At 70.3% G+C, this 16,857-nt stretch carries 17 protein-coding genes and 1 pseudogene; 8 read left to right on the top strand and 10 right to left on the bottom strand.

Annotated elements, in window-relative coordinates:
* Window positions 1-31: 31 nt before the first annotated feature.
* From O3Q52_RS30120 to O3Q52_RS30110, 3 genes and pseudogenes are all read left to right on the top strand, one after another.
* Window positions 32-130: pseudogene (locus O3Q52_RS30120) on the top strand (lysine transporter LysE); the annotation flags it as partial.
* Between the two features lie 203 nt (window positions 131-333).
* Window positions 334-939: a hypothetical protein gene (locus tag O3Q52_RS54220; protein ID WP_332112958.1), complete on the top strand. Its 606-nt coding sequence runs from the start codon at window positions 334-336 to the stop codon at window positions 937-939.
* On the top strand, window positions 840-1,289 hold the full coding sequence (locus tag O3Q52_RS30110; RefSeq protein WP_269651851.1) for a nitroreductase family deazaflavin-dependent oxidoreductase: 450 nt from the start codon (window positions 840-842) through the stop codon (window positions 1,287-1,289). Before O3Q52_RS54220 ends, O3Q52_RS30110 begins: the two co-directional genes overlap by 100 nt.
* A gap of 157 nt (window positions 1,290-1,446) precedes the next feature.
* Here O3Q52_RS30110 and O3Q52_RS30105 read toward each other — a convergent pair whose 3' ends face one another.
* Window positions 1,447-2,457, bottom strand: coding sequence for a cation diffusion facilitator family transporter (locus O3Q52_RS30105; protein WP_269651849.1), 1,011 nt, complete (start codon window positions 2,455-2,457; stop codon window positions 1,447-1,449).
* A 93-nt stretch (window positions 2,458-2,550) separates the two neighbouring features.
* Here O3Q52_RS30105 and O3Q52_RS30100 point away from each other — a divergent pair, with 93 nt between their 5' ends.
* From O3Q52_RS30100 to O3Q52_RS30090, 3 genes are all read left to right on the top strand, one after another.
* Window positions 2,551-3,600 (top strand): glutathione S-transferase family protein, encoded by a 1,050-nt coding sequence (locus O3Q52_RS30100; RefSeq protein ID WP_269651848.1) that lies wholly within the window; start codon window positions 2,551-2,553, stop codon window positions 3,598-3,600.
* A 48-nt stretch (window positions 3,601-3,648) separates the two neighbouring features.
* Window positions 3,649-3,942, top strand: coding sequence for a DUF4235 domain-containing protein (locus O3Q52_RS30095; RefSeq protein ID WP_189844164.1), 294 nt, complete (start codon window positions 3,649-3,651; stop codon window positions 3,940-3,942).
* Window positions 3,943-4,015: 73 nt separating this feature from the next.
* Complete coding sequence (locus tag O3Q52_RS30090) at window positions 4,016-4,483, top strand: peroxiredoxin (RefSeq protein WP_269651847.1); 468 nt, start codon at window positions 4,016-4,018, stop codon at window positions 4,481-4,483.
* Between the two features lie 39 nt (window positions 4,484-4,522).
* Here the strand turns inward: O3Q52_RS30090 and O3Q52_RS30085 are convergent, their stop codons facing one another.
* Window positions 4,523-4,915 carry a VOC family protein gene (locus O3Q52_RS30085; protein ID WP_269651845.1) on the bottom strand — a complete coding sequence of 131 codons (393 nt, stop codon included), beginning with the start codon at window positions 4,913-4,915 and terminating at the stop codon, window positions 4,523-4,525.
* 357 nt (window positions 4,916-5,272) lie between these two features.
* Here O3Q52_RS30085 and O3Q52_RS30080 point away from each other — a divergent pair, with 357 nt between their 5' ends.
* Window positions 5,273-6,304 (top strand): 7-epi-alpha-eudesmol synthase, encoded by a 1,032-nt coding sequence (locus tag O3Q52_RS30080; RefSeq protein ID WP_269651844.1) that lies wholly within the window; start codon window positions 5,273-5,275, stop codon window positions 6,302-6,304.
* A 111-nt stretch (window positions 6,305-6,415) separates the two neighbouring features.
* On the opposite strand, the gene O3Q52_RS30075 is transcribed toward O3Q52_RS30080, so the two are convergent.
* Genes O3Q52_RS30075 through O3Q52_RS30055 form a run of 5 tightly spaced genes read right to left on the bottom strand, consistent with a single transcriptional unit; the run spans window position 6,416 to window position 10,685 of the window.
* Window positions 6,416-7,669 carry a cytochrome P450 gene (locus O3Q52_RS30075; protein WP_269651843.1) on the bottom strand — a complete coding sequence of 418 codons (1,254 nt, stop codon included), beginning with the start codon at window positions 7,667-7,669 and terminating at the stop codon, window positions 6,416-6,418.
* Complete coding sequence (locus O3Q52_RS30070; RefSeq protein WP_269651842.1) at window positions 7,666-8,286, bottom strand: ATP/GTP-binding protein; 621 nt, start codon at window positions 8,284-8,286, stop codon at window positions 7,666-7,668. The genes O3Q52_RS30075 and O3Q52_RS30070 overlap by 4 nt, the downstream gene beginning before the upstream one ends.
* A complete protein-coding gene (locus tag O3Q52_RS30065) occupies window positions 8,267-8,638 on the bottom strand; it encodes a DUF742 domain-containing protein (protein ID WP_189844169.1) in 372 nt (123 codons plus the stop codon). The genes O3Q52_RS30070 and O3Q52_RS30065 overlap by 20 nt, the downstream gene beginning before the upstream one ends.
* Window positions 8,635-9,045, bottom strand: coding sequence for a roadblock/LC7 domain-containing protein (locus tag O3Q52_RS30060; RefSeq protein WP_055611716.1), 411 nt, complete (start codon window positions 9,043-9,045; stop codon window positions 8,635-8,637). The genes O3Q52_RS30065 and O3Q52_RS30060 overlap by 4 nt, the downstream gene beginning before the upstream one ends.
* A 5-nt stretch (window positions 9,046-9,050) precedes the next feature.
* Window positions 9,051-10,685, bottom strand: a complete 1,635-nt coding sequence (locus O3Q52_RS30055; protein ID WP_269651840.1) for an ATP-binding protein — start codon at window positions 10,683-10,685, stop codon at window positions 9,051-9,053.
* Window positions 10,686-11,027: 342 nt separating this feature from the next.
* Here O3Q52_RS30055 and O3Q52_RS30050 point away from each other — a divergent pair, with 342 nt between their 5' ends.
* Window positions 11,028-12,497 (top strand): cytochrome P450, encoded by a 1,470-nt coding sequence (locus O3Q52_RS30050; RefSeq protein ID WP_269651850.1) that lies wholly within the window; start codon window positions 11,028-11,030, stop codon window positions 12,495-12,497.
* 6 nt (window positions 12,498-12,503) lie between these two features.
* Here O3Q52_RS30050 and ccrA read toward each other — a convergent pair whose 3' ends face one another.
* The 3 genes from ccrA to O3Q52_RS30035 all read right to left on the bottom strand — a co-directional run.
* Window positions 12,504-13,805 carry a crotonyl-CoA carboxylase/reductase gene (ccrA, locus tag O3Q52_RS30045; RefSeq protein ID WP_269651839.1) on the bottom strand — a complete coding sequence of 434 codons (1,302 nt, stop codon included), beginning with the start codon at window positions 13,803-13,805 and terminating at the stop codon, window positions 12,504-12,506.
* Window positions 13,806-13,893: 88 nt separating this feature from the next.
* The gene (locus tag O3Q52_RS30040) at window positions 13,894-14,874 is read right to left on the bottom strand and encodes an alpha/beta hydrolase family protein (protein ID WP_269651838.1); all 981 of its coding nucleotides are present in this window, start codon (window positions 14,872-14,874) and stop codon (window positions 13,894-13,896) included.
* A gap of 13 nt (window positions 14,875-14,887) precedes the next feature.
* Window positions 14,888-16,857 (bottom strand): alpha/beta fold hydrolase (locus tag O3Q52_RS30035; RefSeq protein WP_269651837.1); only part of this gene is annotated, 1,970 nt, incomplete at its 5' end.

Genomic DNA, 16,857 nt, shown 5'->3' with positions numbered 1-16,857 from the left:
CCCGTGAGAACCCGGCCCAGCAGCGCGCCGCCGGGTTCTCACGGGCCGGCGGGGGCGGCTGGTGACGGCGCTGGTGTCCGGCGCCGTGATCCTGGCCCTGGCCGTACGCATGCTGGTGGCGCCGTCGTGACGGGCGGCATCGCGCGCCTCCCGGAAAATATCCGGCCGTCCGTCACACTTCCGCGCCGCGCTCCGTCAGTGCGATGACAGACACTTTCGGAACTCATGAGGAGCACCTGATGCAGGCACGGACGAAGAACCCCGCGGCCATCCTTCCCGACGCGGGGCAGGCCATCCAGGGAGGGGCTGATCAAGGCGGCCGGCAAGGGCGGTGTGCCCCAGGAGACGCTTGAGCTCGTGCACCTGCGCGCGAGCCAGATCAACGGGTGCAGCGCGTGCGTCTACGGAGGCAGCCACAGCGCCCACAAGGCGGGCTCGGCGACGAGCGGCTCTGGGCGGTGTCGGCTGGCGCGAGGCGCCCTTCTACTCGGACGCCGAGCGCGCGGCCCTCGCCCTGGCCGAGGCGATGACCCGGCTCGGCGACCGCTCCGACGACGCGGTGCCGGACGAACTGTGGGACGAGGTGGCCGACCACTACGACGAGCGGCAGCTCGCCTCTCTCATCCTGTGGATCGTCACGACCAACCTCTTCAACCGCCTCAACGCCACCGTCAGGGAGCCCGCCGCGGGCGCCGCCTGGGCCTAGGTCCGGACGGCTTCCGGTGTGCAGGAGCGGTGTGGGCGGGAGGGACCTGCGGGAGGGATGAAATCCCTTGGGTGGCCGTGTTGAATCAGCGTCGGCACGAGTCGCACGAACAACGATCGATGGGATGGATGTCATGCCTCTCAAGGGCGAGTACGAACCCAGCCCCACCAAGTGGGTACGCGATCAGGTCGAGCTGTACGAGAGCTCGAACGGAACCGAGGGAACGACGCTGATGGACACGGGGTTGCCCGTGATCGTGCTGACCACCCTGGGTGCCAAGAGCGGGAAGATCCGCAAGACGCCGCTCATGCGCGTGGAGCACGACGGCACGTACGCCGCCGTCGCCTCGCTGGGCGGCGCGCCCAAGCACCCCGTCTGGTACCACAACGTCGTCGCCGATCCCCGCGTGGAACTCCAGGACGGCGGGACGCGCCAGGACATGACGGCACGCGAAGTGACCGGCGAGGAGAAGGCCCAGTGGTGGGAGCGGGCGGTCGCGGCGTATCCGGCGTACGCCGACTACCAGAAGAAGACGGACCGCGAGATCCCGGTCTTCGTACTGGAGCCGGCCGCCGGGGCGTGAGCCGCGCGGGCACGTGACGGCGGGCCGTACCGGGGCAGTGCCCCGGTACGGCCCGCCGTTCTCGTCCCGACAGGGGCTCCTCGGTGGCTCCGCGGCGGCTCCCGGAACTCGTTAGAAGAAAGTTGGAATGATTCCCGGACCGCCGGGCACCCGACGCTCAGGCCCCGCCGCGCTCCCCCGTCGCGGCGGGGCCGCCGACGTGTGCGCCCGGGTGGGAAACCGCATGCTCGGCCCGTGCGGCTCGGCGCGCGACGGCGGCGTCCGTCACGTCGAGGAAGATCTGGTCGGCCTCCGGGATCGTGTGCGAGACGGACCGCTTGATGCGCTCGGCGACCAGCTCGACCTCCTCGCTGTCCAGGCCGGGGACCAGGTCGACCCGGGCGGCGACGAGCGTCGAATCGGGGCCGAGCTGCATGGTCAGCAGGGACTCCACCGAGTCGATCTCGGGCTGGGCGTCCAGCAGCGAGCGGATACGACCGCTCGACTCCGCATCCGCGGCCTGGCCGATCAGCTGGTCGCGTGCGTCACGGCCCAGCCGGTACGCCACGTACACGAGCAGCGCCCCGATGCCGAGCGACGCCGACGCCTCCCAGACGATCCGGCCGGTGACCATGTGAAGGGCCATCCCGGCGATCGCGAGAGTCACACCGAGCACGGCGGTGCCGTCCTCGGCGACGACGGTACGCAGGGCAGGGTCCCGGGCTCCGGCGGCGAGGCCGCCCTGTTTGCGCACCTGGTGGAGGGCCCGTAGCAGGGACGCGCCCTCGGCGAACAGAGCGACGACGAGGACGACCAGTCCGACCACATAGCCGTCGTGGGTCTCCGTGCTCCCGCTGCTGAGGGCGTCGAAGCCCTGGTAGAAGGAGAAGCAGCCGCCCATCACGAAGATCCCGACGGCGGCGAGCAGGGACCAGAAGAAGCGTTCCTTTCCGTAGCCGAACGGGTGCCGGCTGTCGGCGGGGCGTCGGCTGCGGCGCAGGGCGGCGAGGAGGAAGACCTCGTTCAGGCTGTCTGCCACCGAGTGCGCGGCCTCCGAGAGCAGCGCGGGGGATCCCGCGATCAGCCCGCCCACGGCCTTGGCCACGGCGATCACGAGGTTCGCGGCCAGCGCCACCAGCACGGTGACCCGGGTCCTGCGATCGGACGGTGTGGAGGGCTTGTGACTCATCTCGGCCGAATGCCCCTCCCACCGGCCCTCACACGGGGCGACGGCGGTTTTCGGGGAACCCTCCCCAGAGCACGCGCACGGAAGGAGCCGGGCATGAGCGACACCGAGGGCAACAGGGCGTACGGGAAGAAGTCCTTCAAGCGGTCCAAGAGCCACTTCGCGGACCGCGTCACGGCTGACGGCCGGGACGGCTGGCCCGTCGAGGCCGGGCGCTACCGCCTGGTCGTCAGCCGGGCCTGTCCCTGGGCGAGCCGCGCGGTGATCTCCCGACGGCTGCTGGGCTTGGAGGACGCCCTGTCGATGGCCATCGCCGACCCGATCCAGGACGACCGCAGCTGGCGGTTCACCCTCGACCCCGGCGGCCGGGACCCCGTACTCGGCATTCGCTATCTCGGCGAGGCGTACGAGGCCCGGGAGCCTGGCGCTCCGGGCGGCGTCAGCGTGCCCGCGCTCGTGGACGTACCGACCGGCCGTCTGGTGACCAACGACTACCAGCGGCTCACCCTGGACCTCGCCACCGAGTGGACGGCCCTGCACCGGGAAGGCGCGCCCGACCTCTACCCGGCGGATCTCCGCGACGAGATCGACGAGGTCATGGCGGAGGTGTACGAGGACGTCAACAACGGGGTGTACCGGGCCGGGTTCGCCACCGGTCAGAAGGAGTACGCGGCGGCCTGCGAGGGTGTGTTCCGGCGGCTGGAGCTGCTGTCGGAGCGGCTCGCGGGGCGGCGGTACCTGGTCGGGGACACGATCACGGAGGCGGACGTCCGGCTGTTCACCACGCTGGTCCGCTTCGACGCCGTCTATCACGGCCACTTCAAGTGCAACCGCTGGAAGCTGACCGAGGGCCCGGTCCTGTGGGCGTACTCCCGTGATCTCTTCCAGACGGCCGGATTCGGGGACACCGTCGACTTCGACCACATCAAGCGGCACTACTACCAGGTCCACACGGGCATCAACCCGACCGGCATCGTGCCGCTCGGGCCGGACCTGTCCGGCTGGCTCACGTCCCACGGCCGCGAGGAGCTGGGCGGGCGCCCCTTCGGGGACGGGAGTCCGCCGGGGCCGGTGCGCGAGGGCGAGGATGTACCGGGGACGGGCCGGCCCCGACCATCCGCCGGCTCTTTGCGTATGTGCCGCTGAACTGGACACTCGCCATGGGGACGGGGATACGAGCCGAAGGAGACCCGGATGCAGAAGAAGAAGCTGCCACTCGTGTACAAGCCCCTCGGGTTCGTGCTCGGCTGGGCGAGCGGGGCCCTCGCCGGGATGGCGTTCCAGGCGACCTGGAAGGCCATACGCCACGAGGAGGACGCGCCCGACGCACTGGACAAGGACCGCGGTTGGGGCGAGGTGCTGCTGGCCGCGGCCATCCAGGGCGCGCTCTTCGCTGTCGTCCGCAGCGCGGTGGACCGTACGGGGGCGACGGCCATCGAGCGGTCGACCGGAGTGTGGCCCTCCAGCGACAAGGGGGGCCGCGACTGACTCCCCTTACCGTCCAGTACGGTTGGCCTCCACGCAGTCGGCCCGGAGCCGGCCGGGAGTCAGGGGAGCGATCGTGAAGAACCAGATAGAGGTCGGCGACACCGTCGAGGACTTCGAGCTTCTCGACGAGACCGGCACCTCACGCAAGCTCTCCGAGCTGCTGGTCGAGGGGCCGGTCGTGCTGTTCTTCTATCCCGCGGCGCTGTCCGCCGGCTGCACCGCCGAGGCGTGCCACTTCCGCGACCTGGCCGCCGAGTTCGCGGCCGCCGGGGGCCGTCCGGTGGGGATCAGCGGCGACGCGGTCGAGCGCCAGCAGGAGTTCGCCGGGAAGCACACCCTCGGGTTCCCGCTGCTGTCCGACCCGGATGGGCTGGTCCGCGAGCGGTTCGGTGTGAAGCGGGGCTTCTCGCTGGCGCCCACGAAGCGGGTCACCTTCGTGATCTCCGAGGACCGGAAGGTGCTGGAGGTGGTGCGCAGCGAGTTCAAGATGAGCGCGCACGCGGACCGCGCCCTGGCGGCCCTGCGCACGCACAACGGCTGAACCCGGAAACCCTGTTCGCTCAGCCCTGCTTGGCGGAGGTCACCCCTGCTTCGGGGCGGTGGTCCGGTTGGCGCGTACGGTGAACGAGTGGCCGGCCGGGTCGGCGAACCCCCGCTCCTCGAACGGACCGGACGGGTCCTTGGCCTCCAGCGGCCGGCCTCCGAGCCCGATGACCTTGCGTTCGGCCGCGTCCAGGTCCTCGACGTGGAAGTCGATGTGGGCCTGCAGCGAGTTCTCGGGGCGCGGCCAGCTCGGCGGAGTGGCGTTCACGTCCCGCCGGAACGCGATCCGAAACCCGTCGGCTCCCTTGATCTCCACGCGGTTCGCCGACGCGTCCGTCTCCTCCGCGTCGAGGAACTCCTTGTAGAACGCGGCGAGTTTCTCGGGCTCGGCACAGTCCAACACCACGACGCCCGCCACTACCAGTGCCATGTTTCCTCCGTACACCGACCGACCACGAGCGGCACTCCGCCCACGGCTCCATGGCGACCGGGTACCCCGCCCGCGGGTTTCAGTCGGTCGCGCGCCCACGACCCGTCGGCGCCGGAGGCGAACGCGCTCATTCGGCCACGGAGACCGACGAATCACCGAGGTCACGGAGTGGTGTAACGCAGGTCACGGTCAAGTCACCGAGGTCGCGGCATAGATCATTTACGATCAGGGCAGCCTCGTAGCGTAAATCGAGTCAACTTTCGCCTCGGGAAACGCCGTTCGAGCCAGCGGGCGTCAATTTCGACGTCCGCCCCACAGGGATGGGGGCCCTGTGCATCGTCTCAAGAGAGGACGCGAATGCCGCAGGACGTCAGGTTCGACCTCCCCTTCACCACTCCCGTCAGCGAGCACCTCGAGTATGCCCGCGCCCGCCATCTGCGCTGGGTATGGGACAAGGGCCTGGTCCGCAGCCAGCCCGGATTCGAGGAATACCGCTCCTGGGATCTGCCCCAGGCGGCAGCCCGCACCTACCCCTACGCCTCGGCCGACGACATGGTCGTCCTGATGAACTGGTTCTCACTGGCCTTCCTTTTCGACGACCAGTTCGACTCAGGTAGGCCGGATCGCGCCGACCGTATAGCGGAGGTCGCGCGGGAGCTGATCGCCACCCCCTTGCGGCCGGCGGGCATCACCCCTCGTGTGGCGTGCCCGATCACCGTGGCCTGGGCGGAGGTCTGGGCCCATCTTTCGGATGGCATGTCTCTGACATGGCGGACGCGGTTCGCGGCCTCCTGGGGCCGTTTCCTCGTGGCGCACACCGAGGAGGTCGACCTGGCCGCCCGCGGCCTGGCCGGCACCCTCGACCTTCAGGAGTACGCCGAGTTCCGCCGCCGTACGGTCGGCATCCACCACAGCATCGACGCCGGTGAGCGCAGTCGGGGCTTCGAGGTGCCCGCCGAGGTGCAGGCGCATCCGCTGATGGAGAGAATGCGGGACCTGGCCGCCGACACCATCGGCTTCATGAACGACATCCACTCCTTCGAGCGCGAGAAACGCCGAGGGGACGGCCACAACCTGATAGCCGTGCTGCACCGCGAGCGCCGCTGCGGATGGCAGGAGGCCGCCGACGAGGCGGTCAAGATGACCACGGACAGCCTTGCCGAGTACCTCGAACTGGAGGCGCAGGTACCGCAGATGTGCGACGAACTCGGCCTGGACGAGGACGACCGCGCGAAGGTCCGGATGGGCGTCGAGGCCATCCAGCACTGGATAAACGGCAACTACGAGTGGGCCCTGACCTCGGGCCGCTACGCGGCTGACAAGGAATCCCCGGCCGCCAAGGCCGAGTTGGCGGGCCAGGGCTCACTGGACGACCTGCTGGCAGTCTGAACGCTGTTCCCCGCGCTCCCCGTCAGGGGCGCGGGGAACAGCGCGACAAGCCACAACTGACCAGCAGCCGACAAACAACAGCCGCACCCCCACCACCACCCAGCGGAGCGCCTACGCCGCGAACTCGACCGGAAGCTGGTTGAGCTTTGCCTCCCATGTGGAGGCTGTGGAGGTGAGCTCATCCGGAGACACCGCGAGCCGAAGCCCCGGCAGCCGGTGCAGCAGCACATCGACGGCCGTCTCGATGATGGCCTGGCCGATGTTCTGCCCGGGGCACTCGTGCGGCCCCCCGCTGAACGCGAGGTGCGACTGGTTGCCGTGCACGGAGATGCCGACGTCGGGCCGGATCTCCGGGTCGACGTTGCCTGCGGTCAGGCCGAGGACGAGCAGGTCACCTTCCTGGATACGGTGACCGCCCAGTTCGAGATCGGCCGCGGCGAACCGCCCCGGCAGGACGGCCAGCGGCGGGGTGTTCCACATGACCTCCTCCACGACGGCGGAGATGTTCAGCTGCCCGCTGACCAGACCGGAGAGCCGGTTGGCGTCGGTGAGCACCAGTTGCAGCACCCGGGCCAGCAGATTGCTGGTGGTGGCGTGGGCGGTGATCAGCACCAGACGCAGATGGTTGAGTATCTCGTCGTCGTCGAGGTCGGCGTGGTGCTCCAGCAGCCCGGTGGTGAAGTCGGAGCCCGGCTCCACCCGCTTGCGCTCGGCCAGTTCACCGAGGATCTGCATGATGCGGTCGTTGTGGACGAGTGCTTCGGCGCCGCCCTTCATGACCAGCGCCGTGGACTCTGCCAGCCGCCGCCCCTCGCTCTCCGCGAGCCCGAACACCCTGGTCAGTACGAGCATCGGCAGATACTCGGAGTAGTCGGACACCAGGTCGGCACTGCCGGCCCCGTCGAACGCGTCGATCAGTTTGTTGGCGAAGTGTGTGACATGGCGTCGGATGCCACGGCCCGAGACGGCCTGCAGGTTGTCCGTCACCGCACCGCGCAGCCTGCGGTGCGGTTCGCCGTCCTGGGAGACGCAGTCGGGCCGCCACCCCAGCATCGGAATCAGTGGAGAGGTGCTCTCGACACGCCCTTCCTTCCAGTCCCGCCAGATCCGCGAATCCCGGCTGAACTGGCGGGGGTTGTCGAGCACCCGCCGGTTCTCCCGGTAGCCGAGGACCAGCCACGCCGGGATGTCGCCCTCCAGCAGTACCGGCGCGACCGGCCCGTGCTGTTTGCGCAGCCGCGAGTAGATGCCGATCGGGTCGGTCGCCGCTTCGGGCCCGTAGAGACGGGTGAGCCCGTCTCCCCCGCCGTGCGCGACCGGGCAGCCGCGCGGGGCGTCGGGACCGTTTAAGGGCTGGTCGGTCATCGGGACTCCAGAGCGACTGCGGAGCGTTCTTTGAGGTGGCGTATCAGCGCGATGAGCACATCACGGCTGGACGCCCGGTCGCGGGCGTCGCAGGCCACGATCGGGGTGTGCGGGGAGATGTCCAGGGCGTCGCGGATCTCCTCGACCGGGTGGTCCTTGGAGTCGGGGAAGACGTTGAGGGCGATCACGAACGGGACGTTCTGCCGCTCCATCTCCTCGATCGCCCGGAAGCTGGAGGCCAGTCGACGCGTGTCGACCAGCACCACGGCCCCGAGCGCGCCCTTGAACAGGCCGTTCCACAGGAACCAGAACCGCTCCTGGCCGGGAGTCCCGAACAGGTACAGCACCAGCTGGTCGTTGATGCCGATCTTGCCGAAGTCGAGGCTGACGGTGGTCTCCTGCTTGTCCGCCACCCCGATCAGGTTGTCCACGTCGGCGCTGGCCTGGGTCAGCGTCTCCTCGGTGGTGAGCGGCTTGATGTCGCTGACCGAGCGGACCATGGTGGTCTTGCCGGTGCCGAACCCGCCGGCGATCATCACCTTCACCGAGCGGGCACCGGCCGGCAGAGTGCCGTCGGCCGGGTGCCGGTCGGGATGGTCAAAGCCTTTCAAGTCCACTGAGTACCTCCTCAAGGAGCGCGAGGTCGGGCCCGCGACCGGCATTCGACGCCGGGATGGGGTCACGGGCTTCAACGCGTCCTGCGTCCAGCAGATCGGCCAAGAGCACCGCGAGAATGTTGAAGGGCAATCCGAGATGGGCGCCGAGTTCGGCCACCGACAGCGGATCGCGGCAGCGCCGGAGGATCTCCTCGTGCTCGTGCTGCAGGCCGGGGACGGCCGCGGCACGGGAGGTGATGAGGGTCGCCACGTCAAGGCTCGACGACGAACCGCCCGGTCCGCTGCGACCGCCCGTGAGGACGTAGTAGCGCTCAAGACCGGACGGGTCCGTGGGTCGGCGGGGACCACTCATCCAGAGTGCTCCTCCAGGCGCGGAGTGGTGCCGAGGAGCTCACCCATCCTGCGGGCCAGGTCCCTCATCTGGTGGCCGAGCAGGCCCTGGTCGAGCCCCTCCCTGGCGAGTACTCCGAGGTACGTCTCCACGCCGGCGCGCACCACGAAGAGGTGGCCGCCGTCGACCTCGATCATCGCGAGGCGCAGTTGCCCGGCGTATTTGGGGAACTGCTCGGCCACGGGCTGGGCCAGTGCCTGCAGGCCCGCCACCACGGCGGCGAAACGGTCCACGTCGTCGGGGTCGTCGGCGCCGTAGGAGGTGATGGCCTTGCCGTCGCTGGAGGCCACGAGGGCGAAGCGGATCTCCTGGATGCTCTCCACCAGATCGCGGAGCGCCCAGCTCACGTCGGTTCCCTGTTGCGTCATGTGGACTAGTCGCTCTCTTCAGTGCGGTGCTCTGTGGACTCACGTCCGGCGGTCGGCTCGTGTCCGGCAGCCGGCTCACGCCGCGCGGCCGGCTCACGTCCGGCCGTGGCGAAGGCGGCCAGGCCGGTGAAGGACTCGTCCGGCGGCACCGCGTGCGAGGCGGTGGCGGTGGACTCTTCCTCCCGGGCGGCCGACCTGGGCCTCTCGGACTCGGCTCGCCTGCGGCGCCGGGGCAGACCGCCGGGGGTGGTGTCCCCGGTCTCCTCCGGCTCCTCGGCCTGAGCCGGTTCCTCGGCCGGGGCCGAAACGGTGCCCGGCGCGACGGAAGCCTCAGCGACAGGAGCCGGCGCCGTGACGGCGGCGGGCAACTGGCTGAAGTACTTGTGAGGTACCACGATGACCACTGAGGTGCCGAGCCACGGAGAGTCCGCGAAGGTGACCCTGATGCCGTACCGGCGGGCCAGGGCTCCCACCACGCGCAGACCGAGGTGGGCGTCCTCGGACACCCCGCCGAGGCCGGGGCCGGGGGCCACCCCCTCCAGCGACTGGAGGGCCTCCTGCTTCTTCTCCTCGTTCAGGCCCTTGCCGGAGTCCTGGATCTCGATGCCGACGCCGTTGGGCACCTCCTTGCCGGAGACGATCACCGGCTCGGTGGGCGGCGAGTAGCGTGCCGCGTTGTCGAGCAGGTGGGCGAAGACCAACGTGAGGTGGTCCACCATGCCGCCGTCGACACCGAGTTCGGGCAGGTGCTGGACCTGGACGCGGTCGAAGTCCTTGATCCGGCCGATACCGCCGCGCACCACGCTGAGCAGGCGCTGGGGCCCCTGCCACTGGCGGCCGGGCCGGTCCGAGCCGCCGAGTACGCCGATGCTCGCGGCCAGCGAGTCGGCGGGGCCGAGCTGCTGGTCGAGCTCCATCAGACCCTGGGCGACGGAGGGCAGCCTGCCGTGTTCGCCCTGCATCTCGTGGAGCCGGCCGCGCAGCTTGCTGGTCAGTACGTGGATGCGGCTGCCGATGCTGATGACGGCCTGCTCGGCGGAGGTGGAGCGGTTGAACTCCTGCTCCACGCCGATGAGCGCCGTCCTGAGCACCTTGCGCAGTTGGGCCTGCAGGTCGACGCTGACCTCGGCGCACTGGTTGACGGAGGGCAGCACGTCGTCGATGGAGTCACCGGCCCGCAGCCGCTCCAGCGCCTCCGGCAGCTGCTGGTCGGCGAGCTGGGCGACGGCCGCGAGCTGCCGGTCGAGCTGCTCCTGCCAGGCCTGCGTCTGCTCGGCGATCCGCGCCTCGTAGGCCTTGGCCTGCTCGGCCAACTGGGCGTCGTACGTGGATCGTTCGGCGGCGTACTTTCGCTCCAGGCCGGCCACGTGCTGCTGCCACTGCTGGGAGTGTTCGGCCTGCGCGTTCCTGAACTCGCCTGCGCTGCGGCGCAGCTGGAGCTGGGAGCGGACGAGGAGTCGTACGGAGATGGCGCTCGCGGCCGTCGCCGCGACCCCGGAGACGATCGCGGGTATCTGGGTCGAGTCGGGTCCGGCGACCGCGGCGGCGACGGTTCCAGCGCCTAAGGCCAGGGGCATCAGCCACCAGCTGTACCAGGCGGCCGGTGCCCGCGCCTCCGGTGGCGGAGTGGCAAGTTCCATCTGCATCCTTCGAAGCAACACGATCGAACAGGGGGGAGAAGCTCGGGGCAGCACTCGTCGCGCGGTGATCCGCCCCGCGACGGGCATGCGTGGACAGCGAGCGACAAACGATTGCTGTCGCGTCAACTCGCCGCGCCTCAGGGAACCTTATCGGGTTTGATCTACCTCAGATCAACCTCACCGGCCCACTTCTGTGAAGCTTTGGCAACCCTCCGACCAGCTCGAATCAGTCGACAAATCCCTTTACTCATTGCCACGGCCGGAGGGCGCTGTGACGAAACCGGCGGGTACGACACGGATCACGCGGGCATGCATGTCATGATCACAGCACCCGAGTTGATCTTGAGGAGACCCACCGATGAGCGGCGTATCAGGTCCCCCCGCCTCGGCCCCGACCGCCTGCCCTTGATCGGACACGGACACCAACTGGCCCGACGTCCCCTGGAGTTCATGAACGCGCTGCGCGAACAGGGCAGCGTCGTGAAGATCCTGATAGGCCCCACCGCCGCCTATGTGGTCACCGACCCGGCCGTCACCCGCCGCGTGCTGGTGACGGAGGTCGACGCGTTCGCAAAGGGCGGCAAGATCATCGACGCGCTGCGGGTGTTCTTCGGCGACGGCCTCGCCACGATCGCCGACGGCGACCTGCACATGAAGCACCGGCGGCTGATGCAGCCGATGTTCAACAAGTCCCACATCGCCACCCGTGGCGACGTCATGATCAGCCACGTACGGACGGCGACCGAGGCCTGGGCGGCGGGGGTCGCGCGTGACACGTACGAGGACATGAACGACCTGACGCTGTCGACCTTCCTCGTGGCGCTCTTCGGTTCGGGCCTGCCGGGACATGTCGAGCAGGAGTTCCAGGGCCTCATGCCGGAGATCATGCGCGGCACGATCCGGCAGACCATCCTGCCCGGCTGGGTGACGAAACTGCCCCTGCCCGCGAACCGCGCGCACGAGCGGCGGGTCGCCCGGCTGCGAGCCCTCATCGATCAGGCCATCGACCATCACCGGGCCCAGCTGGCGTCCGCGGAGCAGCCGGCGCCGCCGCCCGGCTGCCCCGCCCATCAGGACGGCGCGCAGGCCGAGGGCACCGCGTCGCAGGCCGGTCTCTTCTCCACTCTCCTCACGGCCGACGACCCCGAGACGGGCCCTCTCTCCCGCCAGCAGCTCCAGGACGAGGCGATCACCCTCCTCACGGGCGCGATCGAGACCACCGGGACGACCCTGGCGTGGACCCTGTACGAGATCAGCCGCAACCCGGGAATCGAGCGGAAGCTGCACGCCGAGCTCGACGCCGTCTGCGGCGAACGCCCGCTGCGCCAGGAGGACCTGGGCTCCCTGCCGTACATGCGCAGTGTCCTCAAGGAGGCCATGCGCATGTACGGACCGGCTTGGCTCGTCACGCGAACCACCACACGGCCGGTCGTCCTCGACGGAGTCCCGATCCCCGAGGGCGCGGACGTCGTATACAGCCCGTACGTCCACCAGCACGACCCCGAGGTCTATGCGGACCCCGCTGCCTTCGACCCGGGCCGTTGGGAGCCCGAGCGTGCCAAGAGCATCAACCGCTCCTCGTTCCTCGCTTTCGGGGACGGCCGGCGCAAGTGCATCGGCGAGGAGTTCGCCTGGACCGAACTCCTCATCGTCCTGGCCACCGTCGTCCAACGCTGGCGGCTGACCCTCGCCTCCGCTCCCCCGCGCCCCCAGGCCATCGTCACGGTCAAGCCCGACAAGCTCTCGATGACACCGCAGCCGCGGGTCCCGACGAAGGCCCAGGAGCACGAGGAGCAGCCCGCCCCGTCCTGATGACGGTCACATCCCGGTGATGCGCTCCCGGCGCCCCGCATCCACGACCCCCAGCCCGGGCCCGGGAGCCAGCGCGAGCACACCCACCTTGCCCAGGTGGGTGTTGTTCTGGACCAGCCGGGCGGCCTCGGCCGTGTCGGTGAGGGGGTAGGTCTCGGTGAGGGCGGGGGTGAGGTGGCCGAGGTCCAGGAGGCGGCCGACGGCGGCCTGTTCGTGGAGGTTGGACCCGTGGCTGCCGATGACACGCTTGAGACGCATCCAGAGGTACCGGTTGTCGAACTCGTGCTGGTAGCCGGTGCTGGAGCCGCACGTCACCACCGACCCGCCGCGGCGGACGACGAAGACGGAGACGCCGAAGGTGGCCCGGCCGACGTGCTCGAAGACGATGTGCGGGTCCTCCCCGGTCGCGGCCCGGATCAGCTTGCCGAGCCGTTTGCCGACCACAGCGGGATCGGCGGGCGGCTCGCTGCCGCTGAGGCCGATCTCCTCCCGGTTGATCACGTGGTGGCAGCCGAGCCGGCGGGCGTACTCCGCCTTCTGCTCGCTGCTGACGACGCCGACGGCTATGCCCCCGCCGTTGCGGACGAGTTGGACCGCGTACGCGCCCAGGCCGCCCGCCGCTCCCCAGATCAGCACCACGTCGCCCTGGGTCATCCGGGCACCGCGGTCACTGACCAGCATGCGGTACGCCGTGCCCGCGCACAGCGGATTCGAGGCGGCCTCCTCCCAGGTCAAGTGGGCGGGTTTAGGGAGGAGTTGGCTGGTCCGGGCCACGGCGTAGTGGGCCAGCCCTCCGTAGTTGGTCTCGAAGCCCCACGCCAGCATGCCCGTGCCCAGCATGCCGTCGGCGTGGGTCGCCGGGTCCTCCTCGTCGACGTACACGGGGCTCACCACGACGTGGTCGCCGACCCGCCATCTGCGCACACCCGAACCCGTGCGCACGACGACGCCGGAGGCGTCCGAGCCGATGACGTGGAACGGCTGGTCGTGCCGGGCCGCCCAGCGGTCCTGGCGGCCGAAGTGCTTCAGGAAGCTGAAGGTCGGGATGGGTTCGAACATCGCCGACCAGACGGTGTTGTAGTTGATGCCGCTGGCCATGACGGCCACCAGCACCTCGTTCGGGGCGAGTTCGGGCATCGGCACCGCGCCGATGTGGATGGATTTCCGTACGTCCTTGTCGGCGACTCCGGTGAAGCTGTCGACGTCCTCCGCGCGCAGGTGCGCGGCGGTGAAGCGGTCGGGTGGGGGCAGGTGCTCCAGTTCGCTGCGGGCGGCTCCCGCGACGACTGCCTCGGCCAGGGCATCCATGGTGGTTCCTCCTTGAGGGGATCGACTCGGGTCAGGGGTCCGCTCGGGCCGAGGCCCGATCAGAGGTCGGCTCACGCCGAGGCCCGAGTCAGCTCAGGCCGAGGCCCGCCGCGAGCAGGGGCCACGACGCCTTGAACTCCTGTCGCCAGTACGGCCACGCGTGTGCTCCGCCGTTGTAGAAGTGCACCTGGGCCGGGATGCCCAGGGCGTCCAGCCGTTCGGTGAACCGGTGCGCCTGGGACCAGAGCGCGCCTTCGAGCACCGCGCCTTCGAGGTTGTCGAAGTCGCCGCCCGCCAGGCCGCTGCCCTGGGAGATGTACAGCCTGGTGCCCTTGAGGTTGGCGGCCTGGGCCGAGGGGTTGTGCCGGTTCCAGTTGTCCCGGTTGAGCAGCGGGCTCCCCCAGAGCGTCAGCGGCAGCAGTTGTTCCCGGGCGACGATCGCGTTGAGCACGGTCGGCATGCCGAAGGCCGTGGTGTCGAGAATCCCGCTGTACGAGGCAGCCGCGGTGAAGGTCCCGGGGTGCCGGGCGGCGAAGGCCAGGGCGCCGTACCCGCCGGTGGAGACACCGGCGACCACACGTTTCGTCCCCGCCCGGAACTTCTGCTGCAGCACCCCCATCAACTCGTCGACCTGGAATGTCTCGTAGTCCGGTGCGCCGGCGCTTCCGTAGTTCCACCAGTCGGTGGGGATGCCGGTGGGGCCGGACGACGGCATCACGGTGATGACGTTCTGGCCGGCGAGGAAGTCGACGACGTCCGTCTCCCTCGTCCAGGACGTGTAGTCGTCGTGCGCGCCCTGGAGCAGATAGAGCACGGGCCAGGTGCGGTCGGGCTGCGCGGCGTAGCCGGTCGGCAGGACCACCCGCACGGGCAGGGACGCGCCGACCGCCGGGGAGGCGACCGTGAGGTCGACGGTTCGGGCGTCGAGCCACTTCTCGGCGACGATCGTGGCGCCCGCGGCCACCGCGGCGGCGGGAGCGGCCGTCGCGGGTGGGGCGTTGAGCCCGACTCCCGCACCGAGCAGGGCCGTTGTCACCGCGAGCGCGGCACATCTCCGCTTACGAGTCATGGGGCAAGTCCCTTCAGGAGTCCCGCAGATCGCGTGTCAGCAGTGCGGCCAGCGTGTCGACGACCGGGGGGTCGAGCAGCGACAGATGGTGGCCGGGCAACGGAACGACGGTCAGATCGGCGCAGTGCGCGTCCCAGCCGAGCGTCGCGTCGCCGCGTTCGTAACGGGGGTCGTGGACGGTGTGCGGGGCGGTCTCGCTCGCCCGGTAGAGCAGAGTGCGGCCCGCGTATCCGCCGGGCCGGTGGCGCTCGCCGCTGCGCAGGTCCAGGTAGGAGGTCCGCTGGTGTTCGAGGACCGCTTCCGGCAGTTCGACGGTGTCCTGCAGCACCTTGACGACGAGGTCGATCCGTCCCGTGTCGTCGAGCCCGGCGAGTTCGTCGTAGGGCAGGTCGAGCGCGGTGCCGTAGGTGCGTTCCACGTACGCGGCGAAGTCCCGGAAGTGCCGCAGGGCCAGGTCGGTCGCGTTGAGGCTGGTGGGCAGGGGCAGTACCGAGTCGAGCAGGACCAGGGCGGGGACTCTGCCGTGCGGGGCGAGCAGCCGGGCCGCCTCCTGCGCGACCAGACCTCCGTACGACCAACCGCCAAGGATCCAGGGGCCTTTGGGCAGCTCCGCTCGTACTCTCCGGGCGAACTCCTCGGCCCGTCCCGGCACATCGTCGGGGTCGGGCTGCCGGTCGAAGCCGTACACCGGGCGGTCGCCGTCCAGGCGTTGGGCCAACCGGGCGTAGACATCGGCGGATCCGCCTGCGGCGTGGGCCAGGAAGAGGGGGATGCCGGGGCCGGTTCCCGGGAACGTGCGGAGAGGGGTCGGGGTGTCGGGCCGGGCTGCGGATGCTCCTCGTACGAGGGTGTCGGCGGCCGAACTCGCCGCCGTCCCCCGCTCTCTCGGATCGCCGGGCGTGGCCTGCCGTCCCGGATCACCGGCCGTCTCCGCTCCCCCGGTCTCCAGCAGTTCGGCCACGCCCCTCAGCGTTCCGCGTCTGAGCATCACTCCCGGCTCCACCTCGATGCCGAATTCCCGCTGCACCGCGACTCGTATCCGCACGGCCGTGAGGGAGTCCAGTCCGAGGTCGGTCAACGGGGTGTCGGGGTCGAGGCGTTCGGGGCTGTAGCCCATGACGGCGGCCACGCACAGCCGGAGCCGTTCGAGGGGACCGGCGGCCTGGTCGAGAGTCGCCGCTCGGGACGGTTCCTCGGCCGGCTCCTCCCCCGCCCAGAAGCGGCGGTGCCGCCAGCGGGGCGGCGGGACGTCCACGATGCGGCCCTCGGGATGCAGTCCCTCCCGCGGCTGGGCCACCCGTACGCCGTGGACGAGCAGCGTGGCCAGCGAGGTACGGAAGGCGAGCGCGTCGTCGGTGTCGCGCCGCAGGGTGGGCACGATCAGCGAGTCCCCGGCGCCGGCATCGCGCAGGGTGTCGGTCAGCGGGTGCAACTGCGTGGCGTGCGGGGCGACTTCGAGGAAGACGCGGTGTCCGTCCTCGGCGGCGGCGCGCACCGCCTGTGCGAAGCGGACGGGGTTGCGCAGGTTGGCCGCCCAGTACTCCGTGTCACAGGGCACGGTCTCGCGGGGATCACCGAGCGCGGTGGAGTAGCGGCGGCAGCGGGGCGCGGAGTGCCGGACCTCGCCCAGTTCCCACGCGAACTCCGGTAGCAGCGGCTCGACTTCGGGTGAGTGGCCCGCCCCCGACACACCCAGCGAACGGGCGAAGCCGCCGTTCTCGGTCACCCGGGCGACCAGCCCGGCCACGTCCTCGGCCGAGCCCGTGACCACGCACTGCGCGGGCGAGGAATGCACGGCCACTTCCAGCGAGCCGAACTCCCCTGCCAGCACAGGGATTTCGGCCGCCGGTAGCTCCACGACCGCCATGGCCCCGCCGGTCAGCCGGTCCAGCAGCCGGGAGCGTACGGCAACGATCCGGGCGCCCGTCGCCTGGTCCAGTGCGCCCGACACGACCGCCGCGGCGATCTCGCCCAGGGAGTGGC

This window comes from Streptomyces sp. ActVer, from assembly GCF_027270795.1.
Lineage (GTDB): Bacteria > Actinomycetota > Actinomycetes > Streptomycetales > Streptomycetaceae > Streptomyces > Streptomyces umbrinus_A.
The sequence above is the reverse complement of the archived record's forward strand: the minus strand, read 5'-3'. Positions and strand labels throughout refer to the sequence as shown.